This is a genomic window from Aurantibacillus circumpalustris (assembly GCF_029625215.1).
GTDB lineage: Bacteria > Bacteroidota > Bacteroidia > B-17B0 > Aurantibacillaceae > Aurantibacillus > Aurantibacillus circumpalustris.
In genome coordinates, this window is the sequence record NZ_CP121197.1 from 3,419,594 (window position 1) to 3,443,246 (window position 23,653).

At 34.1% G+C, this 23,653-nt stretch carries 23 protein-coding genes; 13 read left to right on the plus strand and 10 right to left on the minus strand.

Features of this window, described 5'->3' with window-relative positions; all coding sequences use genetic code 11:
* Positions 1–46 precede the first annotated feature (46 nt).
* From P2086_RS14165 to P2086_RS14190, 6 genes are all read left to right on the plus strand, one after another.
* A complete protein-coding gene (locus P2086_RS14165; protein WP_317897401.1) occupies positions 47–964 on the plus strand; it encodes a DUF6089 family protein in 918 nt (305 codons plus the stop codon).
* An 89-nt stretch (positions 965–1,053) separates the two neighbouring features.
* Positions 1,054–1,512 carry a DUF1573 domain-containing protein gene (locus tag P2086_RS14170; RefSeq protein WP_317897402.1) on the plus strand — a complete coding sequence of 153 codons (459 nt, stop codon included), beginning with the start codon at positions 1,054–1,056 and terminating at the stop codon, positions 1,510–1,512.
* Positions 1,513–1,552: 40 nt separating this feature from the next.
* Complete coding sequence (yajC, locus tag P2086_RS14175) at positions 1,553–1,882, plus strand: preprotein translocase subunit YajC (protein ID WP_317897403.1); 330 nt, start codon at positions 1,553–1,555, stop codon at positions 1,880–1,882.
* A 242-nt stretch (positions 1,883–2,124) separates the two neighbouring features.
* Complete coding sequence (locus P2086_RS14180) at positions 2,125–2,847, plus strand: CdaR family protein (protein WP_317897404.1); 723 nt, start codon at positions 2,125–2,127, stop codon at positions 2,845–2,847.
* Positions 2,847–3,437 carry a dephospho-CoA kinase gene (gene coaE, locus P2086_RS14185; RefSeq protein WP_317897405.1) on the plus strand — a complete coding sequence of 197 codons (591 nt, stop codon included), beginning with the start codon at positions 2,847–2,849 and terminating at the stop codon, positions 3,435–3,437. Before P2086_RS14180 ends, coaE begins: the two co-directional genes overlap by 1 nt.
* A gap of 96 nt (positions 3,438–3,533) precedes the next feature.
* Positions 3,534–3,950: a hypothetical protein gene (locus tag P2086_RS14190; protein ID WP_317897406.1), complete on the plus strand. Its 417-nt coding sequence runs from the start codon at positions 3,534–3,536 to the stop codon at positions 3,948–3,950.
* A 154-nt stretch (positions 3,951–4,104) separates the two neighbouring features.
* Here P2086_RS14190 and P2086_RS14195 read toward each other — a convergent pair whose 3' ends face one another.
* The 9 genes from P2086_RS14195 to P2086_RS14235 all read right to left on the minus strand — a co-directional run bounded on the left by P2086_RS14195 (position 4,105) and on the right by P2086_RS14235 (position 14,140).
* A complete protein-coding gene (locus P2086_RS14195) occupies positions 4,105–5,202 on the minus strand; it encodes a peptidylprolyl isomerase (protein WP_317897407.1) in 1,098 nt (365 codons plus the stop codon).
* Between the two features lie 28 nt (positions 5,203–5,230).
* Positions 5,231–6,199, minus strand: a complete 969-nt coding sequence (locus tag P2086_RS14200) for a peptidylprolyl isomerase (protein WP_317897408.1) — start codon at positions 6,197–6,199, stop codon at positions 5,231–5,233.
* A 112-nt stretch (positions 6,200–6,311) separates the two neighbouring features.
* Entirely contained in the window at positions 6,312–7,256 is a 945-nt protein-coding gene (gene bamJ / locus P2086_RS14205; RefSeq protein ID WP_317897409.1) for a BamJ family beta-barrel-assembly machinery protein, read from the minus strand.
* 47 nt (positions 7,257–7,303) lie between these two features.
* Positions 7,304–8,194: an FKBP-type peptidyl-prolyl cis-trans isomerase gene (locus tag P2086_RS14210; protein ID WP_317897410.1), complete on the minus strand. Its 891-nt coding sequence runs from the start codon at positions 8,192–8,194 to the stop codon at positions 7,304–7,306.
* Between the two features lie 95 nt (positions 8,195–8,289).
* Positions 8,290–9,927, minus strand: a complete 1,638-nt coding sequence (groL, locus tag P2086_RS14215; RefSeq protein ID WP_317897411.1) for a chaperonin GroEL — start codon at positions 9,925–9,927, stop codon at positions 8,290–8,292.
* 87 nt (positions 9,928–10,014) lie between these two features.
* Positions 10,015–10,299 carry a co-chaperone GroES gene (locus P2086_RS14220; RefSeq protein ID WP_317897412.1) on the minus strand — a complete coding sequence of 95 codons (285 nt, stop codon included), beginning with the start codon at positions 10,297–10,299 and terminating at the stop codon, positions 10,015–10,017.
* A 159-nt stretch (positions 10,300–10,458) separates the two neighbouring features.
* Positions 10,459–11,679 (minus strand): SPOR domain-containing protein, encoded by a 1,221-nt coding sequence (locus tag P2086_RS14225; RefSeq protein ID WP_317897413.1) that lies wholly within the window; start codon positions 11,677–11,679, stop codon positions 10,459–10,461.
* Positions 11,680–11,830: 151 nt separating this feature from the next.
* On the minus strand, positions 11,831–12,895 hold the full coding sequence (locus P2086_RS14230; protein WP_317897414.1) for a hypothetical protein: 1,065 nt from the start codon (positions 12,893–12,895) through the stop codon (positions 11,831–11,833).
* Positions 12,896–13,135: 240 nt separating this feature from the next.
* Entirely contained in the window at positions 13,136–14,140 is a 1,005-nt protein-coding gene (locus tag P2086_RS14235) for a hypothetical protein (protein WP_317897415.1), read from the minus strand.
* A gap of 131 nt (positions 14,141–14,271) precedes the next feature.
* Here P2086_RS14235 and ispE point away from each other — a divergent pair, with 131 nt between their 5' ends.
* The 3 genes from ispE (at position 14,272) to lysA (ending at position 17,755) form a co-directional block, all read left to right on the plus strand.
* Positions 14,272–15,105 (plus strand): 4-(cytidine 5'-diphospho)-2-C-methyl-D-erythritol kinase, encoded by an 834-nt coding sequence (gene ispE, locus P2086_RS14240; protein ID WP_317897416.1) that lies wholly within the window; start codon positions 14,272–14,274, stop codon positions 15,103–15,105.
* Positions 15,106–15,267: 162 nt separating this feature from the next.
* Positions 15,268–16,587, plus strand: coding sequence for an aspartate kinase (locus P2086_RS14245; RefSeq protein ID WP_317897417.1), 1,320 nt, complete (start codon positions 15,268–15,270; stop codon positions 16,585–16,587).
* A 10-nt stretch (positions 16,588–16,597) separates the two neighbouring features.
* On the plus strand, positions 16,598–17,755 hold the full coding sequence (gene lysA / locus P2086_RS14250) for a diaminopimelate decarboxylase (RefSeq protein WP_317897418.1): 1,158 nt from the start codon (positions 16,598–16,600) through the stop codon (positions 17,753–17,755).
* Here the strand turns inward: lysA and P2086_RS14255 are convergent.
* Positions 17,752–18,696, minus strand: a complete 945-nt coding sequence (locus tag P2086_RS14255) for an ion channel (protein ID WP_317897419.1) — start codon at positions 18,694–18,696, stop codon at positions 17,752–17,754. The genes lysA and P2086_RS14255 overlap by 4 nt on opposite strands.
* A gap of 62 nt (positions 18,697–18,758) precedes the next feature.
* On the opposite strand from P2086_RS14255, the gene P2086_RS14260 reads away from it, so the two are divergent.
* From P2086_RS14260 to P2086_RS14275, 4 genes are all read left to right on the plus strand, one after another.
* Positions 18,759–19,427 carry an SCO family protein gene (locus tag P2086_RS14260; RefSeq protein ID WP_317897420.1) on the plus strand — a complete coding sequence of 223 codons (669 nt, stop codon included), beginning with the start codon at positions 18,759–18,761 and terminating at the stop codon, positions 19,425–19,427.
* Between the two features lie 64 nt (positions 19,428–19,491).
* Complete coding sequence (locus P2086_RS14265) at positions 19,492–19,875, plus strand: TlpA disulfide reductase family protein (protein ID WP_317897421.1); 384 nt, start codon at positions 19,492–19,494, stop codon at positions 19,873–19,875.
* Between the two features lie 142 nt (positions 19,876–20,017).
* Positions 20,018–22,993 (plus strand): ligand-binding sensor domain-containing protein, encoded by a 2,976-nt coding sequence (locus P2086_RS14270; protein ID WP_317897422.1) that lies wholly within the window; start codon positions 20,018–20,020, stop codon positions 22,991–22,993.
* Between the two features lie 6 nt (positions 22,994–22,999).
* Positions 23,000–23,632, plus strand: coding sequence for a response regulator (locus P2086_RS14275; protein WP_317897423.1), 633 nt, complete (start codon positions 23,000–23,002; stop codon positions 23,630–23,632).
* Positions 23,633–23,653: the final 21 nt, after the last annotated feature.

The window sequence follows — 23,653 nt, forward strand, 5'->3', positions numbered from 1 at the left end:
TATTTTTTTTTATATTTGAAACTGCTTTAACCCCTTTTAATACGAAATGAAATCTTATATAATTCTCTTGTTTTCAATTTGCACTCTGTCCCTTCAGTCACAATGGTTGTGGGATTTCGGTGTAAATGTTTCTGCTGCCAATTATCTTGGAGACATTGGTGGTGGTTCTGGAACACGCCGTGGTTTTGTGTCAGATCTTAAACTGGCAAAAACACGATGGAATTTTGGTGGGTTTGTACGCTATAAATGGAGACCGAAAATTTCTTTAAAATTAGCCGTTGATTATTTAAGACTTGAAGGCGATGATAAACTTTCTTCAAATCCAGGAAGGCGGTTTAGAAATTTCAATTTTAGAAATGATATTTATGATGTGGGTTTCACTGGTGAATATTTTTTCTACGAAAACAATGACATTGGAAACACTTATCGTTACCGTAATGGATTTAGAGCGTATATATTTGCCGGAGTAGGTGGCTTCTTTTCGAATCCGAAAACATACTATAAAGGAGAATGGGTTGCTCTTCAGCCATTAGCCACAGAAGGTTTTCAGTATAGATCATTCGTTATGAATATTCCAATGGGTGTTGGTTTTTATTTTACTCTTAATAAAAAGAATAGAATTGGGTTTGAAATTAACTATCGAAAAACATTTACAGATTATATAGACGATATCAGCGGTAATTATCCAGATAAGGCTCCGACAGATTACGACCCAGGAATAATTTTAAGAACACCTGAATTAAAAGAAACAGATCCAGCTCTATACGATAGTAACCCAAGCGCAGTTAGTTCACATAATTTTGGTGGCTATAAAAGAGGAGATAGTCAACATAAAGACTCTTATTTAACAATGGGTTTATCTTATAGTTATGTTTTACGAGGAAAAAGCAGTTTTTATAGAACAAAAAGCGGCGGGTTCTTTAGCAAAAAACGTAAAATGCGTAAGATCAGAGCTAAATTCTAATGTCATTTTTTATTGAAAAAAATCCCAAACAAAATTTGGGATTTTTTAATTTCCTATTCCATCATAAACTATTTATCTTTACCGCCATTATGAACAAATTAATTATAAGCTTATCTCTATTAACACTTTTGTCGTGCGGTAACAAAAACGATGATGGTGGTATGGATACTGACATGATTACAAATTCCGAGAGCGCAAATGGAGCTTCAAAAGACGAACTTCCTGAAATTAAATTTACTGAGGAAGTATTTGATTTTGGTAAAATTACCCAAGGAGAAAAAGTTAGTCATTCGTTTACTTTTACAAACATTGGCAAAAAAAACCTTATCATTAGTGGTGCAAGTGGAAGCTGTGGTTGCACGGTTCCTGAATGGCCAAAAGAACCCATTAAACCAGGACAACAAGGCGTGATTGACGTGGTTTTTAGTAGTGAAGGAAAAAGTGGTATGCAAGAAAAAACAGTAACAGTAGTTACTAACTGCGAACCAGCAACACGTGTCATCAGGATTAAAACAGAAATTATTGTTCCTGAAGAAATGCCTAAGTAGTTTTTATAAATAATATCTAAACAAATAAACAAAAACAAAAATGAATCAATTATTAATTTTAATGGCGGGCGGATCTCAACAAGGTCAAGGTGGAATTATGTCTTTTTTACCTCTCATAGCAATCGTAGTCGTATTTTATTTCTTTATGATACGTCCTCAAATGAAAAAGGCAAAAGATCAAAAAAAATACATTGAAGCATTAAAAAAGGGAGATAAAATCTTAACCATTGGTGGAATTTATGGTAAAATTGTTGAAGTAAAAGAAGATGCTACTATCATTATGGAAGTAGAAGATGGCACAAAAATGAAAATCTCTAAAAATGCTGTTTCTAATGATGCTTCACTTGCACTAAATGAAACTAAATTATAAGGTTGAATACAACTAATACAAAATACTCATCCGACAAAAAAAAGCCTGGCAAAACCAAGGCTTTTTTTATTTGCTTACTAATAGCATCTTTTCTTTGGTTGGTACATTCGTTGAATACTGTATACACTTACAATTTAAAAATTCCAGTAACATTTAAAAATCAGCCAGAGAATAAAAAGCCTCTTTTTCAAATCCCTGAACAGCTCTCGCTTGATGTGAAAGCAAGCGGTCTTAAGCTAGTTATGATACTACTTAATAAGCCTTTTAAAGTGCTTGAGATTGATTTTAACGGTCTAAAGTCAGTTAACAGAGATCAAAACTATGTTCTTTCCACATCACACCTGAATTTTAAAAGTATTTTTAAATTTGAAACACAAGTAAAACACATTAGTCCCGACACCTTGTATTTTTCGGAAAAACACGGCTATCAAAAAAATGTCCCTGTAAAGGTTCCACTTTATCTTAAATGTAAAGAAGGTTACGGTTATAAAAAGCCGTCCATTAACCCCGCTTTTGTTACTTTATGGGGAGATAGCAGCTTGATTAGTGATATTGATACAATTTATACGCAAGCGTTAACGCTAAGCGATTTGGATAAAAGTGTGGACACTCAGCTCGAATTGTTAAAACCAAATCAACAAGTATTCACGAGTTCAAGCGAAGCAAACGTATTTATAAATGTTGCCAAGCTTATTGAACAGACCATTAATCTGCCGGTGAACGATATTCATACTTCTGTAAAACATAGAGTTAATATTTTTCCATCAACCGTGAAAGTGAAATTTACCGCTATTCAAAATTCGTACAACGCTGAGGATAGCACTATTTTTAAAGCCACAATTGATAGTGAAAAAATAAATCAGGCTACAAAGAAGTGTCCTGTTTTTCTAAGCACATTCCCAGGCAATGTTACTATTATGAGCATTGAACCACAAGAAGTTGAAATTTTAATTTTTAAAAAATAATGGTTGCAGGTTTAACAGGAGGAATTGGAAGTGGTAAAACTACAGTTGCTAAACTGTTTGAACTGCTCGGCTGTGCTGTATTTGAAAGTGACGAAGTTGCACGCTCAGTTTATTATCAACCAGAAATAAAATCAAAGGTCATTCAACTCTTAGGCCCTGAAAGTTATTCTTCGGACACCTGCATTGATAAAAAATTCATAAGTACAAAAATATTTTCAGATACAGATTTGTTACAACAGCTAAACGCCATTATTCATCCGGCTGTTATTGCTAAATCAAAACAGTTTATAGCAGAACATCCAAATAAATTAATAATTAAAGAAACTGCTTTACTTTTCGAAGCTCACCTTGAAAAGGATGTGGACAAAATTATTTTAGTAGTTGCCAAAGATGAAACGCGTATTAAACGTGTCATGCAACGTGACGGACTTACTCATGAGGAAGTAGAGAAAAAAATTAAAAGTCAGTTACCGCAGTCTGAAAAAATTAAAAAAGCTGATTTTATTATTTATAACGACGAAACAGAATTGGTCATTCCTCAGGTAATTAAAATTTATAAGGCTTTAAATGAATTACCCCGCCGTAGATAACGTGGGTAGCAATGAATCTAATCGCGCACATAGAAATAAAATTTTAAACTTTTGCTTTGTGAAAATTAGTGTAATTGGTGGTGAACAAAAAAACAAATGCTTAGAAAAGATTACATACAAAGGCAGTTTGAAGAGTTTGGCAAAGCATTGGCATTACTCTTAAATTTAAAACTCAATAAAAACTGGGAAGTCTTTGAAAAAGAAATGGCTGAAGCGTTTAAAAAATTCACGTCCTTCGAACTTGATAAAATAGAAGGTTTGAGTGAAGAAGCATTCAATCACGAAATCACAGGTACTCCCACCCTACTCTACGATCAAAAAAAAATACTTGCTAATCTTTTATTTGAAAAAATGAACGTTTATCAAGAAAGAAATGAAACCGAAAAATATCTGGCAACCAAAACTAAATGCCAAATTATTTATCAAAATTTAAGTGAAGACCTCACTCAAAACGAATACGATTTAGAGGTGCATTACCGTGTTGAGTTTCTGAGGAATTTAAACACGGAGTAACAGAGACACAGGGGCGCAGAGGGTATTTATCAGGTATTCAACTGAGTAGTTCTTCAGATTATCAATGGCATTTTCATGCTATAAGAAACTCAAAATACAAGCAACAAAAAACCCCGCCTTTTGCAAGACGGGGTTTTGATTTACAAAAATGAGTTTAGTTTACTTTCACTAATTCAATTTCAAAAATTAAATCGCTTTTTGGTGGAATAACTCCTGATGGATGTCCGTTCGCACCATAAGCAATATCATAAGGAATATAAAAAGTTGCTTTTCCACCTGGTTTCATTAATTGAAGACCTTCTGTCCAACCTTTAATTACTTGATTTAAACCAAACGTGATAGGTTCTTTTCCGAAGTTGCCATCAAATTCTTTTCCACTAGTAAATGTTCCTTTATAAAATACAGTCACTTGATCAGTTGCTTTTGGTGATGCCCCCGCCCCTTCTTTTTCGATAATATATTTTAAACCTGAAGCGGTTGTTTTAGCATTGGCGAATCTTTTTAAGGCTTCTGCATTTGCAATAGCTCTGGCTTCTTCTTCCGCTTTAGCTTTTGCTGCTGCTTTTGCTCCAACATTTCCTTTTTCAAATTCAAACACTTTTACGGCGTCAAAAGCTTCTGCCTCTTTTCCCTTTCTTAAAATAGTAACGTGTAACATGCTTTGATCGACATTCGGACGATCGCCACCATCACGTGGAGAACCTGCGATAGAATCCACTACTTCAATTCCTTGCACTACATTTCCAAAAATATTGTAACTCAAAGGCAGTCCGTAATCTTTGTGCATGATGAAAAACTGACTTCCGTTTGTATTTGGTCCAGAATTTGCCATTGCCAAAACACCGCGCTTGTACCCATTTTTACCTAGTTCATTTGTTGGATCAAGTTCGTCAGGGAAGCCATAACCTGGATTTCCAGTTCCATTTCCAAGTGGACAGCCACCTTGAATCATAAAACCTGGAATAATCCGGTGGAATTTTAAGCCATCAAAATAAGGAACACCATCTCCTTTTTTATCATTTTTCATTTTACCTTCCGACAAAGCCACGAAATTTGCTACTGTCATTGGAGATTGCTTATAGTCTAAGAAAGCAAACACAGTACCCCTGTTGGTCTCAATTTTAGCGTAAATACCATCAGCTTGTTTGTCTAAAAATTCTTTATCTATCTTATTCGGCTTTTCTTTCTTTTGAGCGTCTGCTCCAATATTTAGAACCGTGAGAGCAGAAAATAATAAAAATAGTTTTTTCATTTTATAAGTTTTTACGTTTTGGTTTATGTTAATTTACTTTCAATAATTCTACTTCAAAAATCAAATCACTTTTTGGGGGAATAACTCCGGGATATCCATCGGCACCGTATGCAAGATTATAAGGAATATAGAATACAGATTTTCCACTTGGTTTCATTAACTGAAGACCTTCTGTCCAACCTGGAATAACTTGATTTAGTCCGAAAGAAATTGGCTGTTTTCCTAAATTACCGTCAAATTCAATACCATTAGTAAATGTGCCTCTATAAAAAACACTTACTTTATCGCTTGCTTTTGGTGATACTCCGGTACCTTCTTTTTCGATGATGTGCTTCAACCCCGATGCCGTTATTTCAGCTTTTTCAAATCTCTTTATAGCAGCAGTGTTTGCAATTTCTCTTGCGGCAGCCTCTTCCTTTGCTTTAGCCGCAGCTTTTGCACCCACATTTCCTTTTTCAAATTCGAATACTTTAGCAGCATCAAACGCCTCAGCGTCTTTTCCTTTTCTAAGAATTACCAATTTGTTAAGTGTGTCGTTACCGGCAATTTTATCCACAATATCTTGTCCTTGAATAACATTACCAAACACAGTGTGCTTGCCATCTAACCATGGAGTTTCAACATGGGTAATAAAAAATTGAGATCCGTTTGTTCCAGGTCCGGCATTTGCCATACTCAGAACTCCAGGCCCAGAATGCTTTAAGCTAGAATCAAATTCATCTGCAAATTTATACCCAGGATCTCCTGTGCCAGTCCCTAAAGGACAACCACCTTGTATCATAAAGTTCGGAATTACACGGTGAAACTTTAAACCGTTGTAGTATCCTTCACCTTTTACTTTTGCTTTATTCTCAATTTGTCCTTCTGCCAAACCAACAAAATTAGCAACCGTCATAGGTGTTTTTTTGAACTCAAGAATGGTGTATATATCACCTTTGCTGGTTTCAAACTTAGCGTACATACCATCGGGTTGCTTATCCAAAAATTCTTTATCCATTTTATTACTTTCTTATTTTCTGCGTATTACCATTTCTATGGAGGCAAATATCACAGTGATTAAAAATTATATTTTTTCTCTGCTTTCTTCTAATACAAAAACATTGCCAATTTTAGTGCCCTGGTTCTGCTGGCATTTGTTGTGCACTTTGAGCTGGTGCAGCTTTAATGTCAAGTAATTCTACCTCAAATACTAAAGGAGAATAAGGAGGAATTCCTTGATTACCTTGAGGGCCATATCCAATTGCAGATGGAAGAACTAATTTTGCCTTTCCGCCTTTTTTCATCAATTGTAAACCTTCTGTCCACCCTGGAATAACTTGATTTAAAGGGAATTCAACTGGTTCGCCACGTTCAACAGAACTATCAAAAACTTTTCCGTCAAGAAACATTCCTGTATAATGAACTTTAACAATGTCAGTTGCTTTAGGATTTTGACCTGAACCTTTTTTAGTCTCTACATAAATTAATCCAGAAGCTGTTGGTTTAGCAGCAATTTTATTATCGCTCAAATATTTGTCAAACGCTGGTTTTTCTTTTACCTGCATTTCCTGAGCTAAAGCATCACGTTCAGCTTTTTGTTTTTGTTGATTTTCTTCAATTTCTTTTGCAGTACGAATTTCCTTTATTTTAAACACACCTTTTAGAGATTCACCAGGACTAAAGCCTTTTGGTAATTCATTTTGTCCGTTTGTTTTTAAGAAAAAAGAATCGGCAGATACGATAAACGCCGCGCTATCACCTTTTGCCATCATCATCATACCGTCTTCAAAGCTACCAGCAAAAGAAGATTTTCTCATGGTAAATGTAACAGAACCTGTACCGTCTGAGCTTACACTTTTAGAATCTACAATGACTGAATCGTTTTTTTCTTTAGAAATCACGTAACTTATAATAATTCCATCACCAACCTGAACTTTAGCGCCAGACTCATCGTGATTAAAAAATTTATAATGTAATCCGTTTTCAGATTTGGTGTATCCTTTAAACTTTGAATCGGAACAGGCGCCAAAAACGATTGTGATGGCTGCGGTTGCAAGTATTGCTGCTTTTTTCATTTATTTTTTTTGTTTCTAAATTTTGTACCTGAAATTACTCCACTTGTTTAAGGAGTGATGTCATTCTTTTTTAAATTAATTAATTGTATTTGATACACTAAAGGGGTGTATGGTGGAACAGTTCCATCACTGCTTCCATTTTCTCCAAAAGCGAGCCGTGAAGGTAATACTATTTTTGCATTCTCACCCAATTTTAAGCGGCCAATAACATAATTTAATCCTTTTAATAATTGATCTGGAGTGCCATATATGAATTCGAAATTACTACTTGATTTTTCTAAAAACCGGCCGTTTAAATATTCTCCTTTGTATGCTATTGTGACAATGTCTCCTAATTGGGTTGTTCTCTCACCTGATCCGCCTGAACGGTCAACCCAGTAAAATCCAAGAGGATCTTGAGCTGCTTCCATTTCTATTTTCGTTCCGTAAAACTTTTTAATCTGTGCGTTTTCCCTTTCTAAAAGATCGTGTTGAATTTTAACAAAATCCTTTTTTTCTAGAACTTTTTTAATCTTGAAATTGATCCTTACAACTGTGTCATTCTTGCTAAAAAAAGGTACTGAGGTAATTTTATATTGTTGTCTGAAAAAATCTTTCGGGTTTATTAAAATGCAAGCGCTGTCTAAGGCCGAACATTTTGAAATGTAACTTTTAAGGAAGTTGTCTTTTTCAGAAGAATCATTTTGGATATAGAATTTATCATTCAGATTATTAAAACTATCCCAAAAAACTGAATCTGATTGGTTTTTAAAAGTTGCCGTTACCCAAGCAATTCTTCCTGGTTGGTAGACAGAGCTATCCAAATCAAAAGAGATTAATTTATAATAGTATCCTGAAGGTTCAAACGAATAGTCAACATAAGTTGTTTTTTTCGGATGGCATTCGCTCATACCAATGAGCAATAGAAAAAGGTAAGGGAGAAGAAAATATTTTTTCACTGTATTCAAAATGTAAATATACAGATCACAAAAAAAGCTTCCCTGTTAAATGGGAAGCTTTTATAATTAATTTTCAAGAGTCTATTTATGGAATGTTACATCATTCCACCCATACCGCCCATATCAGGGGCTCCACCCATCATTGGGGCTTTTTCTTCTTTTTTCTCAGCTAAAACACAATCAGTAGTTAATAGCATTGCCGCTACCGACGCTGCGTTTTCTAAAGCAACACGGCTTACCTTTGTAGGATCGATAACACCTGCTTTAAGTAAGTTTTCATATACTTCAGTTCTTGCATTGAAACCAAAATCATCTTTACCTTCTTTAACACGTTGTACTACGATAGAACCTTCGATTCCACAGTTGGTACAAATTTGACGTAAAGGTTCTTCTAAAGCACGTTTCACGATTGCAATACCAGTATTTTCATCTTCGTTAGATCCTTTTAGTTTACTGATTGCTTCAATCGCGCGGATATAAGCTGTTCCACCACCCGGTACAATTCCTTCTTCCACAGCAGCACGAGTAGCTGCTAATGCATCATCAACACGGTCTTTTTTCTCCTTCATTTCAACTTCACTTGCCGCGCCAATGTATAATACTGCAACACCGCCAGCTAATTTAGCAAGACGTTCTTGTAATTTTTCTTTATCGTAATCAGATGTTGTAGACTCAATTTGAGCTTTTATCTGATTAACACGAGAAGTGATTTCTGATTTTTTACCAGCACCATTTACAATAGTTGTGTTGTCTTTATCGATTGAAATTTTCTCTGCCTTTCCAAGATCCGTTAATTGCATATCTTCTAGCTTGCGACCTTGTTCTTCACTAATGTAAGTACCACCGGTTAAAATAGCGATGTCTTCTAACATAGCTTTACGACGATCACCAAAACCTGGAGCTTTAACAGCACAAATTTTCAAATTAGCACGTAAACGGTTAACTACCAATGTTTGTAAAGCTTCTCCATCAAGATCTTCAGCAATAATTAATAATGGTTTTCCTGTTTGAACAGCTTTTTCAAGAATTGGAAGTAATTCTTTCATTGCTGAAATTTTCTTCTCATAAATTAAAATGTAAGGGCTTTCCATAACCACTTCCATTTTGTCAACATTTGTTACAAAATATGGAGAAATGTAGCCACGGTCAAATTGCATTCCTTCAACAACTTCAACAGTTGTATCCGTTCCTTTTGCTTCTTCTACAGTAATAACACCTTCCTTTTTAACCTTACCCATTGCCTCAGCTATTAGTTTTCCAATAGTGCTATCGTTATTAGCAGAGATAGTAGCAACTTGTTCGATTTTTTTATTTTCGTTACCAATGTTTTGAGATTGTTTTTTCAAATTCTCAACTACAGCGATAACAGCTTTATCAATACCACGTTTTAAATCCATTGGATTCGCCCCAGCAGCAACGTTTTTTAATCCAGCTGTAACAATTGCCTGACCTAAAACAGTAGCTGTAGTAGTGCCATCACCCGCTACATCAGCGGTTTTAGAAGCAACTTCTTTTAATAATTGCGCACCCATATTTTCAACTGGATTGCTCAATTCAATTTCTTTAGCAACGGTAACTCCATCTTTTGTTATTTGAGGAGAACCAAATTTTTTGTCAATAATTACATTACGCCCCTTTGGTCCTAATGTTACTTTTACTGCATTTGCCAATGCGTCAACACCGCGTTTTAAAGCATCGCGTGCTTCTATATTAAATGTTATATCTTTTGCCATTTCTTATTTTAATTTAAAATTTAGTATTCAAAGTTTACTATTAAGAGACAAGGCCTTTGAATTTTACACCCTGCATCATGAATTATTTTAGATAATTCCCCAAATATCACTTTGTTTCATAATCAGATATTCTTTCCCATCGATTGGCAGCTCCGTACCAGCGTATTTTCCATAAAGCACGGTATCGCCTACTTTCACCACCATAGGTTCTTCGTGTTTCCCAGTTCCAGCTGCAATTACTTTACCTTTCATAGGTTTCTCTTTTGCCGTGTCGGGAATAATAATTCCCCCTGCTGTTTTTGTCTCAGCTGGCGCTGGCTCTACTAGCACTCTGTCAGCCAGTGGTTTAAAATTAACATTCGATTTTGCCATATTTTTTAAAATTATTTGTTTTAGAATTTTTATTTGGCATTTGCATAAATTATGCCAGCGCGAATATAGCGTGATATTTGGTCAGATTTTCACCAAAAATTGTAAAATTGGAATAAAATGACAGGAGGATAGTGACAGCCTGACACAAAAGAGATTTTGTTATTTAACCCTTACACCATCTTGGTAAGAGACAACAAAACCGTCAAATCCTTTAGAAAGGATTTGTTCACGTTGTTTAAACGCTTCTTCCTTAGAAGCAAAACTGCCGTATAAAACCTTATACATGCCGTTTTCCTCACTTACTTTAATTTTCCCTATAGATTTAAAGTCTTTTGGAGAAGGCTCTTTGGAGAAGGCTCCCAATTGTATTTTGTATACCAGTCCTACTTCCAGATTATTATTTTTATTAGATCCTTCGCTGGTTTTCTCTGAAAGTGAGATTTTCTCAGATTCGTTGGTATTAATTCTCTTACCTGTTTCGTTATTATTTGAAGATGAAGAAGGTTTATTCGCTGCAGCAATAATTGTAGTATTTCTTGTTGGTTGACCTGTATAACTGCCTGGATTCACAGACCTATTTATGGCGTCAATTTCATTTGCATTATCTTCTAAAGATTTAGCAAGTGTTAACACTCGTGCAGCCACTTCAATATCATTCTCTGCTTTTTCCTTATCAAGCATAGCTTTATCCATCGCTTGTTTTTTCAAGGTTTCGTCGGAAATTAATTCTGCTTTAGAAATTTCAGCGTTGGCTTTTACGCGGTTATCTTCTGCCTTTCTTTTTTCTTTTTCCCCAATAACAAAAGCGTCTTTAGAATCCTTTTTCAATTGCAATACTTGTTGCTTCAGTAGTTCCGGGTTTTTAGTACTAATTTCTGCTGCATTGATGGTTGTTGTAAGAAGTGACGGCATTTCCTTTGGCATAATGCTAACAAAATCGTTTGATGAAACAGAAATAGAAGCAACAGAGTCTTTAAATATTACAGTGAGAGGTTCCATTTCAACCTCTCTTTTATCTTCATTTTCTACGTAAAAATATTTTTGCTTAAATGTCTTTTTTCCAGCAACAACTCCTGTAGTTAATTTTAAACTGATAGAAAACTCTGGATCTATGGGTGCCATTACCCAAATTATTTTGATCAGATTTTCATCAGAGGCAAAAGAACCCGATTTAACGTCTACCTCTTTAACGGTGGTTCCTCTTGGAATTTCCATTTGATATTTTGCGAAATTTGTTGAGTTACCTTTATTAATTTTTACCTCAAAAGTTATCTCTGAGTTAAGCGGAAGAGCTTTTGGCAAGTTGGTTTGCATAGTTATTTGCCCCCTAATAAATGAGTGAGTGATCAACAAACAAACAATTCCCGTAATACGCTTCATAAGACTTATTTTATACAAATATATTTTAATTTAATTCGGTTAAACTGCCTACAACGGCAATATTACTAACCGTCAATTCTTAACAACATGACATAAAACAAAAAAGGTCATTCTATTTAGAATGACCTTTTAAGAATATTATACCCAAAATTTATTTAAAGAAAGTAACTTTGTAAGAATTTCCTTTTATAAGAACTTCTCCTGTATTATCACATTGTAAATCTAATTTCGGATCACCCTCGTTACCATAATAGATTTGGCGAGGATAGTTGTTACCAACAGTAAAAGAAGCTACACCCGTTTTAAAGGGATGATGTTCATCACCAATAGGAGTAACACTTCCAGTAGGAGAAACAGTAACACCAGTAACCTTATCAGGAGAGCAAAGAAAATCTCGCACCAGTTTAGCTCCGTCCTTTATCTCCATCTTGTAATCTACATTTGGAGTAATATTTCCATCAGCATCAATTTGAGGCACTTTACCACTCACATTCCCATAATAACTTACCACACCTAAAGACCAAGTAATTGCTGTTTGCTTTTTTGGTTCAAATACTTTAGGATCACTTGTATTCTCTAATGTTTTAAATAACTCTCCTTCCCACACCATGTTTAGGTTGGCATTTGTTGGGTGCGTAAATTTGAGCTTACCAGCAAATCTCCAAGTTAATTTTGTTTTGGTTGGATCGTAATCATTTGATGCTAGTGTATTATAAAGATAAGCTGGAGCAAGAGAGTCAAATAAAGTCACTCTCCATCCATCTACTTTAAAATCATCAAAAGAAATTCTTCCTTGAAATAAGCGTTGACGGCAATATCTTTGATTTGGCACGATAGGCACGTACATGAAAATCGTTCCTTTTCTAATTCTTCCGTCTTTACATCTTGTTTCATTCCAAGTATATGTTAACTGATCATGTTTCACAGGAACAGAAGAAGTGCCTACTGTTAAATTAATTCCGTTTGTATCTCTAACAATACCTACGGTACCTGAACTTGCAGAATAGGCGGAGTAAAAAGTTGTGTTATAAGCGTTTTCTCCCATAAAACTACAAGCCATTTCAATATCGCTGGCAACATAATTAGCAAAAGACGCGTAGATAGAACTTTCTACTTCAGTATCTGGGACAGGCGCAACATCTACTTCTTTTTTACAACTTAAAAGAAATACTGCAGATAAAGCCACAATTGAAAAACCAAGGGAAACTTTTTTCATTTTCATAGGTAGGTATTTTATTATTTTTTTATAGTTAACGAATGTACAAAAAATAAATAGCTCTTAATTTAATTACCGTAATATGTTTTTCAAAGCACATTATTCAATTAAATAAGAAATATTCGCTGCAATTTAGTATAATTATTTTAAACCAACAAAAAATGTTAAAGAAATTACGAACGTTTTTAACTTTAAAATAGGCTCTGTGTCTGCTCAAAACTAATTTATCTGTAATTCTATTTATTTCTTAAAATCTACTGGATATGAATTGCCTTTAATCAAAACCACTCCTGAATTATCACATTGGGAAGTTAAATCTGTATTTCCTTCATTTCCGAAGTAAATCTGACGCGGATACCTATCGCTTGTAGTTAAAGTTGCTATTCCTGCTTTAAAAGGGTGAAATTCTTCTTTCCATATTTTTAATGGACTAACATTTTCAATCCCACCTACAGCATCTGGATAGCAGCTAAAGTCTCTTAGAATTGGGTTAATTGCATTAATCTCCATTTTGAAGGGCACATTAGAAGAAGTGTAGCCCGTAGCTTCACCAGCGTAACTAACAACTGCCTTCGACCAATTGATTGCATTTTGTTTAGAAGGGTTAAATACCGTTGGATCATTAGTATTCGTGAGGGTTTTAGTGAGTTTACCCTTCCATACCATGTTTTTTGAAGGATCGGTAGTATGTGTGAATTTAAATGCGCCATCTATTAACCAGCTAATATTTGTTTTAGACGGATCATAAGATGGTGAACTTAAGCGATTATAAACATGACAATCGTTTCCATCTAGGTTTTCTATCAACCAGCCGTCAACTTTAAAATCCACTAGGCGAATTCTACCTACATATTCATACGCTCTGTAATATTTTGCATTTGGATTAGTATTTGAAAAAAACAACATAACCGTCCCGTTCCTTACCCTACCGTCTATACAGCGTGCATCGTTGTAATATGTAGTTGAAATTTGGTCATTAGTGACGTCAAAAACAGGTTCCTCCATTTTACCTGGGTCTTCACTTGATTGCAATAAATAAAAATCTGGAGATGTATCCCCTTCGCCACTAAAACTGCAAATCATGTCAATATCTGTCACTACAAAAGTAGCAAATGCAGCATCAATAGAGCTCTGAAGTTCTGTATCTGCAGGCGGTGCCATATTTTCTCTTGGTTTTGGGCAAGCCGTTAAAAATGGCAGTATAACGATTGCTAGCAATCCAATTTTAATTTTCGATGGTTTCATAATTCAAATGGGTTTAAGGTATTTGAAGTTGTTTCATCAAGTATTGTACCAAAAGTTGTTAAAAAGAATTTAAAAGGCATAGAAGGCTTTTCTATTAACTTCGTAAGCTTTAAAATTATCAAAGTAAATTCATGATTGTTTTTCCAAATTGCAAAATCAACCTTGGTTTGCACATCATATCAAAACGTGAAGACGGGTTTCACAATATTGAGACTGTTTTTTATCCTATAAATTGGTGTGACAGCCTTGAAGTTTTAGAAAATCACGGGTCTAATGCGCCATTTGTTTATAGTCAAAGCGGATTGGCTATTACAGGTACCATAGAGCAAAATCTCATTTACAAGGCTTGGGAAATAATCTCAAAAGAAAAAAAACTTCCAACTATTAAAGTTCATCTTCATAAAAACATACCGATGGGCGCCGGTCTTGGAGGAGGAAGTTCGGACGCTGCCAGTTTTATAAACCTTTTAAATACAAAATTTAAACTCGGGTATAGCGAAATGGGAAAAATGAAAATTGCTTCTCTACTTGGAAGTGATTGTGCGTTCTTTATCAATAATAGTCCAGTTTATGCACAGGGCAAGGGGAATGAGTTTTCGGATATCAATGTAAGTCTCGACCAGTATTACGTTCTGGTTGTACATCCAAACATTCACAGTAACACCAAAGAGGCTTATGAAGGACTTATTCCACAAAAACCAAAACATAATTTAACCGATGTTGTTGTTTCTAGACCAATTATGGAGTGGAAAGATTTTTTAGTAAATGATTTTGAAAGTACAATTTTAAAAAAACATCCACCTATTAAAATGTTGAAAGAAAATTTATACAAAACAGGCGCCATTTATGCAAGCTTGAGTGGCAGTGGTAGCGCTGTATTTGGAGTTTTTGAGAAAGAACCAGAGACAAATTTTCCATTTGAATATACTTTTTATTTACAGAAACCTTCGCCTAAAATTTTGTAAGTACTGAAAATCTGTTTTTCTTTGTTACCGCTAAATGATTTTTTGTTTTCAAATAAAGCTTAAGTATAAGTGCCTCTAAGGCATTTTAATTCTATATTAGAGCTACGGTCTCTGAAACTCTCACAAAAAATCTTATTCAATTAAAATAAATTTAAAAAAGATATGTTTCTCGTTTTAAAATTTGGAGGTACAAGTGTAGGTTCGGCTCAGCGAATAAAAGACCTTGTGAAATTCTGTGTTACCCCTGCTCCTAAAATTGTTGTGTTAAGTGCCATGAGCGGCACTACAAACGCTCTTGTTGAAATTTGCGAAGCGTTATACGCCAAAGAAATCGAAAAAGCTACTACATTAATTTCGATTCTTAAACTAAAATACGACAAGGAAATAAAAGACTTGTACTCAAAACCTAAAAGTATTGAAAAGGCGGAGCAACTGATAACAAATCACTTTAACCATTTACTTTCATTTACGATGGATATGTTTACGGTTAATGAAGAAAAAGCCATACTTGCTCAGGGAGAGTTATTAAGTACAGCTCTGTTTCATTATTATTTAGAAGAATGCGGATTTGACTCTGCACTTTTACCGGCGCTCAATTTCATGAAAATAGATGCAAATGACGAACCAGATATGGCATACATTGAAAAGTTCGCTTTAGAAGAATTAAAAAAACACCCAGAACAAAAATTATTTATTACGCAAGGTTATATCTGTCGGAATGTTTTTGGAGAAATAGATAATTTAAAACGTGGTGGAAGCGATTACACAGCATCTATTATTGGCGCGGCAATTAAAAGTACAGAGGTGCAAATTTGGACGGATATTGATGGCATGCACAACAATGATCCTCGAATTGTGGATAAAACACATCCAATAAAAGAACTAAGTTTTGATGAAGCAGCAGAGTTGGCCTACTTTGGTGCAAAAATTTTACACCCTACGTGTATTCTACCTGCAAAAAAACGTAACATACCAGTTCGTTTAAAAAACACCTTGCAGCCTGAAGCACTTGGAACACTGATAGCAAACATAAATACCAACGAAGGAATCAAAGCAGTGGCTGCGAAAGACGGCATTACTGCGATCAATATAAAAAGCGATCGAATGCTTTTAGCACATGGATTTTTGAGAGCTGTATTTGAAATTTTTGAGCGCTACAAAACTCCTATTGATATGATTTGTACTAGTGAAGTGGCCGTATCGTTAACGATAGATAATAATAAAAATCTTGGTGGTATTACCAAAGAATTGAAAGAAATTGCAATGGTTGAAATTGATGACAACCAAACCATTATTTGTATTGTTGGTCAATTACCAAAAGACAAATCGGGATACGCCAATAAAGTTTTAGATGCTTTAAAAGATATTCCACTGCGCATGGTATCCTATGGGGGAAGTGCTAATAATATTTCAGTGCTTGTAAATGGCAGTTTGAAAAAAGAAGCCTTACAGGCTCTTAACAAAGGATTATTCAATTATTAAAACACGGTACATGTTCACTAAAAAATTAATAGAGCACTTTAACACACTTGAAACGCCTTTCTATTATTACGATACAGAATTGCTTGAAAAAACATTGACAGCAATAAAAAAATCTTCTCCAAAAGAATACCATATTCACTATGCTCTAAAAGCAAATGCTCATCCCACTTTATTAAACTACATTAAAGAAGCTGGATTTGGTGCAGATTGCGTAAGCGGCAACGAGGTTAAACGTGCCATAGAATGTGGATTCGATAACAAAAAAATTGTTTTTGCTGGAGTCGGAAAAAGCGACAAAGAAATTAATTATGCGCTCGATCATTCTATTTTTTGTTTTAATGTAGAAAGTCTGCATGAATTACAAATTCTAAATCAGTTATCGAAAAACAAAAATGTAACAGCCAATATTGCTTTACGAATAAATCCTAATGTTGACGCTTACACACACAAATACATTACTACGGGGTTAGAAGAAAATAAATTCGGAATAAACCCTTATGAATTTGATCAAGTTTTATTAGAATTAAAAAACTTAGAACATCTTAATCTTATAGGATTACATTTTCATATTGGTTCTCAAATACAGGATATGACTGCCTTTAAAAACTTATGTCTACGCGTTAACGAAATAAATACTTGGTTTATTCAAAAAGGAATTACCCCAGAGCATTTAAATGTTGGTGGTGGATTAGGGGTTAATTATATTGAGCCTGACAAAGAAGCTATTGTCGACTTTGAATCTTATTTTAATATTTTTAAAGAGTTTTTGGAAGTAAAACCAAAACAAGAAATTCACTTTGAACTAGGGAGATGTATTATTGCACAATGTGGCAGTTTAATAAGCAAAGTGTTGTACATTAAAAATGGTATTAATACAAACTTTGCTATTCTAGATGCAGGCATGACTGAATTAATACGTCCTGCACTTTATCAGGCTTATCACAAAATTGAAAACATAAGCGCTAAAAGTGGTAGTACTACAAACAAATACGATGTGGTTGGACCCATCTGCGAAAGCAGTGATTGCTTTGGAAAGGCTGTAGTATTGCCTGAAACGGAGCGTGGTGATTTATTTGCAATAAGAAGCGCTGGTGCATATGGTGAAGTTATGAGTAATCACTACAATTTAAGGGATGCTGTAAAATCTATTTTTGATAAAGAGGTTTAATTAAGCGATTCATACAGATGAATGTCTGTAACCGAAATTTTCAAAGTACCACGTTTTGTTGATTCTGGGCTTAATGGTTTAAATTTTGCATTTTCAACTAACTCATGCGCTTTATAGGAGTGCCTAGAGTTTACACCCTGAGAATACGTGTCATTGATCGCTTTTATTAAAATAATAAACTCTACATCCCTTTCGGCTAATTGTTGTTGCGTTAATCCATACAGAGGACTTTCTTCCGTTATGTGATGCACAATTGTCCAACTGAGAGCCATAAAGTTTACGTGCCTAATTTCTAATTTCAAATTTAGAAACTCACGTTTATTACTTTCAGGATTCGTGATGGTCATCGTTACACTCGCTTCTGATTCAATAAGCTCGTACTGCTTTTTATTTGTAATTCGAAACATGAGCCCCTTACCATCTTTATAAGGAGAAATTAAAATATTTTCGCTGTAAAGCACATGTGCTTTTGGTCTTGAAAATCTCCCGTAAAGCACACCCGTAGCTAAAGCAAAACTCAATAACCCAAGCAATGATTCAACTGCTGCTGCAATACTGGCCGCATTACCAATTGGATAAATATGACCGTAACCTAAAGTTGTTATTGTTTGGGCACTAAAAAAAAACAAACCCATAAATTTTTGAAACTCAGAACCGGTTTCAGCCTCAAGTCCACCAAAGTGTGAAGCACCAATTGAATAATAAACAAAGGCAAAAAAAATGTTAATTAAAATATAACTTGAGATGATTAATAGAATTAATTTAAGCAGCGAAGCGGAAATAAGTGAGTGGTAAATATCTGTGTTGTTTATCCAGCCAAGCCCTGTTCTTCTGACATTTACGGAACCATCTTTATTTAGGAAGCGGACCGGATTTTTATAATTTTTTGAACCGAAACCTAATTCTAGTTCATCCTTTTGTTTGTGAGTAAAAATGGCCATTAATCTAAATATACTAAGTAATTTTGTGTTCCTATTATTATCATAAATATAAGCAGTCACTCATGAACTTCAAATTTAATTATTATTGGTTACTCCTCCTTATTCCGGCTTCGTTTGTAGTTTGGAATTTTATTCCAAACAAACAAAAAGCTCCAACACATTATTTGGCTTATTTCGGTCCAAAAGATGCTTCAAAAGTGAATGATACAACTTATCATTTTATTCCAGACTTTGAGTTTGTAGATCAAGATAATGAAAAAGTAAATCTTGAAACTATAAAAAACAAAATTTATGTAGCAGAATATTTTTTTACTACCTGTAAAAGTATTTGTCCTATTATGAATTCAAACCTTGATAAGGTTTATAAGGAATTTAAAGACAATAAAGATTTTCTAATTTTATCGCACACTGTAGATCCAGAAACAGATAGCGTTCCTGTGCTTAAAGAGTATTCACTTGCTCATAGTGTAACAGATAAACGCTGGTTATTTGTTACAGGCTCAAAACCAAAACTTTATGAGTTGGCAAGAAAAGGGTATTTACTAAACGCTGAAGAAGGTAACGGAGGTGAAGAAGACTTTATTCACACTCAAAATTTTGCACTTATTGACAAAGAACAGCACATTCGCGGGTTTTATGATGGAACGGATAGTATTGAGGTTAATAGACTAATACAGGAAATAAAACTTTTAATTAAAGAATATGATTATAAAAAAACTGCTTCTCTTTAGTTTTATTTTTTTTGCTTCCTTTCTTAATGCACAAAATTTTAAGGGAGTTTACAAGATCGAATCTTTGCTAAAGTTATTTGGCAATAACGATACTACCTACGTTATTAACTTTTGGGCTACCTGGTGTAAACCTTGTGTTGAAGAATTACCGGCTTTTGACAGCCTTTCGGTTTTAAAAAGTAATAGTCCGGTAAAAGTTATTTTGGTAAGTATAGACTTTAAGGAAGAGCTTGGCAAAAAGGTGATGCCTTTTTTAGCAAAACACTCTGTAAAATCGACCTGTGTTTTATTAGATGAAGTAAATGGAAACGACTTTATAGATAGAATTTCGCCACTATGGAGTGGTGCTATTCCTGCAACACTTATTAAAAAAGGAAACAAAAAAGTTTTTATTGAGAAGAAGATTAAACTCACAGAACTTTTATCTGCCATTGAATCTGTTCAATAGTTTCGATTAAATATATAATGCAAAATGGAGCTATAGGATACCCTACCATTTATTTATCACCCCAATAGCGTGATATAGAAAGCGAGTGATTTTTACTAGATTTGAGATACAAAGATTTTTTTAAAAAATCAGTTTCATTTGAATGAAAAAAAATATAATTCTATATCTGAGTTTATTACTGGGGCACTTTTCATTTTGTCAGAAGTACAACTTTGTAAACTGGACTGTTGAGGATGGATTAATTCAATCGCAAGCCTCGTATATATGTCAGGATAACTACCGTCAACTATGGATAGGAACCGAAGGAGGGATTTGCAGGTTTGATGGAAAAAAATTTATTGGATATACCGTGCAAGATGGTTTAGCTGCTAATCAGATAAATGCATTGTTTTGCGATAAGCTGGGTAACCTTTGGATTGGGACTAATTCGGGCATTTCCTATTATAATGGATCAAAATTTACTACCGTTTCATCGATTAATAAATCCGCTAATAACGTTAGCGAAATCGTGCAACTTAGTAATGGAGATTTGTACGCCATTGGGAATTACAATCTTTTATATATAAAAAAATTTCAAAGTAAAAAAGTATTTATTACGGGTGATTCAACAGAAAAAATAACCGACATCTACCAAGGATCTTCAAATAACCTTCTTGTTTCTGTGCACAAAAAAGGAATCTATGCTTTAGATAAATCAACATGGAGACAGATTTCAAAATACGACGAGATTAAAAAAAACATTTATGTCCGAGCGATTTTTATCACAGCTTCAAACGATACACTCATTGGAACAAATAAGGGACTATATTACTTGATAAATAATAAAATTGAAATTTATAAGAGTAAATTTAAAATTCTTGACGAAATAAATGTGCTTTGTATTACCGAAGATTCTAAGGAGAATATATGGTTGGGTACAGAGAATGGTTGTTACAGATTGAATAATGATGAAGTAATTCATTTTGATGAAAAAAGTGGTTTTACCGACAATTCAGTAAATCACATATACAAAGACATAGAAAACAATTTATGGTTTGCAACAAATGCCGATGGTATATACAAATTCAGGGAAAATACATTTACGTATTATGATAAATCTTGTGGATTGCCCAGTGCAATAGTAATGGGAGTTGTTCAAAGAAATGACAAAACAATTTTCGCAGCAGGTTATGGTGGAGGTTTGTACAAAATTAATTCTGACAATAACATAGAAACGGTGTCATTCTTAGGAAAAAAAATTCTTGAAGACTCAAAAATAAACTGCCTTTATAGTGATGATGAAGATAATATTTTGATAGGCACATTAAATAATGGAGCTTACCGTTTTAACGAAAAAACTGGCCTCCAAAAAATGGAAGCGATAAATAACTCGTCCATTTCGATAAGAGGAGCTACCATATTTTTAAAGGACCTTCAAGGAAATATACTCATAGGAACAAATCAAGGTTTATTTCTTCGCGATAAAAACACAAACATTACAAGTATAAAAAATACTGGCCATTTAATAACTTCAATAAAACAATTTGATGAAACCCATTTAATTGTAGGCACGTCGAGTGGAATTTTTCTACTAGATAAAAACTATAAAGCGACACCATTTCATGAAAAATATTTCGGTGACGCTTCGGTATTATGTCTTTCTAAAAACAATAATTCTTTGTGGGTAGGAACTACAGATAAAGGCGTTTTCAACTTAAACTATAAAACCAATAGAGTGATAACGTATACTTCTGCCGATGGTTTACCAAGTAACTTTATATATAGTATTGATGTATCAGAAGACAATAAAGTTTGGGTTGGAACTGGATTTGGTATTAGTAATTTACAACTTAGCAACGAAGGAAAAGTTTTAGCGGTAAAAAATTACGGTAGATCAGACGGTTTGTTTGGCATGGAATGTAACCATAATTGTTTACTAAAAGCTGTAGATTCGAGTCTCTGGTTTGGTACAACCAAAGGACTTTTTCATTTTAATCCCAATACAAAAATTGCAGAAAAAAATCAACCCTTTGTTTTATTGCGCTCCGTTAAACTATTCTCTTCTTTGATTAGCGACAGTAGTTTGTTTGAAAAAGCAGGTTCTTGGTTTAATGCGCCACAAGGACTAAAACTTTTTTCTAAGCAAAATCATCTTACATTTGAATTAGGATCAATTTATTTTACCAATCCAGAAGATGTACTTTATAAATATAAACTTGAAGGGATTGATAAAGTTTCAACAATTAGTAATAATCCATATATCATCTACCCTGCTCTACCACCAGGAAAATACACGCTTATCGTCACAGGATTAACAAAAGGAGGTGCAGTATCTTCTAACGAAATAAATTATTCCTTTGAAATAAAAAAGGCGTTTTACCAAACCCGTTTTTTTCAACTAGTTATTATTTTATTGCTTCTGGCTACTGGAGCGTTACTTGCTTATGTATTTACAAGAGGTAAACAAAAAAGAAAACAAAAGGCAAAAGAAGTTCTTGAAAAAATAAGAGAAGAAGAATTTATGAAACTCAGGCAAAGAACCGCAGAGGACTTTCACGACGAAATGGGGAATAGTTTAACCAGAATATCCGTGTTAACAGATGTACTCAAATCAAAAATAAATGGCAAGGAACAAGAAATTACGCACCTCGTTTCACAAATAAGAGAAAATACAAAAGCTTTGTATAGTGGATCAAAAGACATTATTTGGTCACTTAATTCAAAAAATGATGGTTTGTACGAAATAGTTGAGCACATTAAAGATATTGGTACCGAGCTTTTTCAAGAAACAAACGTTGATTTTATTTATACGCATTCGATAGAATCAACTACTGACTTAAAGCTTAAACTAGATTATAGTCGAAATTTGACTATGATTTTTAAAGAAGCTTACAGTAATATTTTAAAACATTCAAATGCTAATGAAGTTAGCATACAAATATATTTGAATTCTATGAACGAGCTCGTTATTATTATTTACGACAATGGACATGGCTTTAACATGAATTCAGTAATACAAGGCAATGGGCTTAAAAACATGAAGAACCGCGCTATGAGAATGAATGGTAATATGACCCATACATCAATCTTAAATAAAGGAACAGAGCTACAATTTATTTTAAAAAGTATTTTCATTTAGTTTGCTATGGAAAAACAGAAACCAATAAGTGTTGTTATTATAGAAGACGACGAAACAATTAGAAAAGGATTTACCTATTTGATTAACACGTCAGAAAAATACAGAGTAATAAATTCATATTCCAACGTGGAAAGCGCTTTAACAAAACTGGGAGAAGACGCGCCAGATGTAGTACTATTAGATATTGAACTTCCAGGAATAAAAGGTGTGGACGCCATACCAAAAATAAAACACATTCTTCCAAAAACCTATATACTCATGTTAACTGTATATGAAAATGAAGACAATGTATTTAACGCTCTCACTAAGGGCGCTTCAGGTTATCTCGTAAAAAGTGATAGCACAGAGAAAATAATGGATGCGATACAAGAAGTTGTAGATGGCGGAGCTCCAATGAGCATGAACGTTGCTAAAATTGTGATCAAGTCGTTTCATAAAAATCAAAACACACCCTTAACAAAACGTGAAACAGAAATACTAGAACAAGTTGCAAACGGTAAAAGCAGAAGTAAAATTGCTAAGGAAATGTTTATTGATTTAGAAACTGTTAAGTCACATATTAAACACATCTATACCAAATTAAACGTGCATTCGAGAGAAGACGCTATTAAAGAAGCGAAAAATAATAAATATATATAGACAAGATTGTCACTTTGCTAC

Bases quoted from the DNA above. Each gene is read 5' to 3' on its own strand.
- P2086_RS14230 (WP_317897414.1), bottom strand. From the start codon at position 12,895: ATGAAAAAAGTTTCCCTTGGTTTTTCAATTGTGGCTTTATCTGCAGTA.
- coaE (WP_317897405.1), top strand. From the start codon at position 2,847: ATGGTTGCAGGTTTAACAGGAGGAATTGGAAGTGGTAAAACTACAGTT.
- P2086_RS14255 (WP_317897419.1), bottom strand. From the start codon at position 18,696: ATGGCCATTTTTACTCACAAACAAAAGGATGAACTAGAATTAGGTTTC.
- P2086_RS14195 (WP_317897407.1), bottom strand. From the start codon at position 5,202: ATGAAAAAACTATTTTTATTATTTTCTGCTCTCACGGTTCTAAATATT.
- P2086_RS14200 (WP_317897408.1), bottom strand. From the start codon at position 6,199: ATGGATAAAGAATTTTTGGATAAGCAACCCGATGGTATGTACGCTAAG.
- P2086_RS14235 (WP_317897415.1), bottom strand. From the start codon at position 14,140: ATGAAACCATCGAAAATTAAAATTGGATTGCTAGCAATCGTTATACTG.
- P2086_RS14190 (WP_317897406.1), top strand. From the start codon at position 3,534: ATGCTTAGAAAAGATTACATACAAAGGCAGTTTGAAGAGTTTGGCAAA.
- P2086_RS14225 (WP_317897413.1), bottom strand. From the start codon at position 11,679: ATGAAGCGTATTACGGGAATTGTTTGTTTGTTGATCACTCACTCATTT.
- P2086_RS14260 (WP_317897420.1), top strand. From the start codon at position 18,759: ATGAACTTCAAATTTAATTATTATTGGTTACTCCTCCTTATTCCGGCT.
- ispE (WP_317897416.1), top strand. From the start codon at position 14,272: ATGATTGTTTTTCCAAATTGCAAAATCAACCTTGGTTTGCACATCATA.
- P2086_RS14275 (WP_317897423.1), top strand. From the start codon at position 23,000: ATGGAAAAACAGAAACCAATAAGTGTTGTTATTATAGAAGACGACGAA.
- P2086_RS14220 (WP_317897412.1), bottom strand. From the start codon at position 10,299: ATGGCAAAATCGAATGTTAATTTTAAACCACTGGCTGACAGAGTGCTA.
- P2086_RS14270 (WP_317897422.1), top strand. From the start codon at position 20,018: ATGAAAAAAAATATAATTCTATATCTGAGTTTATTACTGGGGCACTTT.
- lysA (WP_317897418.1), top strand. From the start codon at position 16,598: ATGTTCACTAAAAAATTAATAGAGCACTTTAACACACTTGAAACGCCT.
- yajC (WP_317897403.1), top strand. From the start codon at position 1,553: ATGAATCAATTATTAATTTTAATGGCGGGCGGATCTCAACAAGGTCAA.
- P2086_RS14165 (WP_317897401.1), top strand. From the start codon at position 47: ATGAAATCTTATATAATTCTCTTGTTTTCAATTTGCACTCTGTCCCTT.
- bamJ (WP_317897409.1), bottom strand. From the start codon at position 7,256: ATGAAAAAAGCAGCAATACTTGCAACCGCAGCCATCACAATCGTTTTT.
- P2086_RS14245 (WP_317897417.1), top strand. From the start codon at position 15,268: ATGTTTCTCGTTTTAAAATTTGGAGGTACAAGTGTAGGTTCGGCTCAG.
- groL (WP_317897411.1), bottom strand. From the start codon at position 9,927: ATGGCAAAAGATATAACATTTAATATAGAAGCACGCGATGCTTTAAAA.
- P2086_RS14170 (WP_317897402.1), top strand. From the start codon at position 1,054: ATGAACAAATTAATTATAAGCTTATCTCTATTAACACTTTTGTCGTGC.
- P2086_RS14180 (WP_317897404.1), top strand. From the start codon at position 2,125: ATGATACTACTTAATAAGCCTTTTAAAGTGCTTGAGATTGATTTTAAC.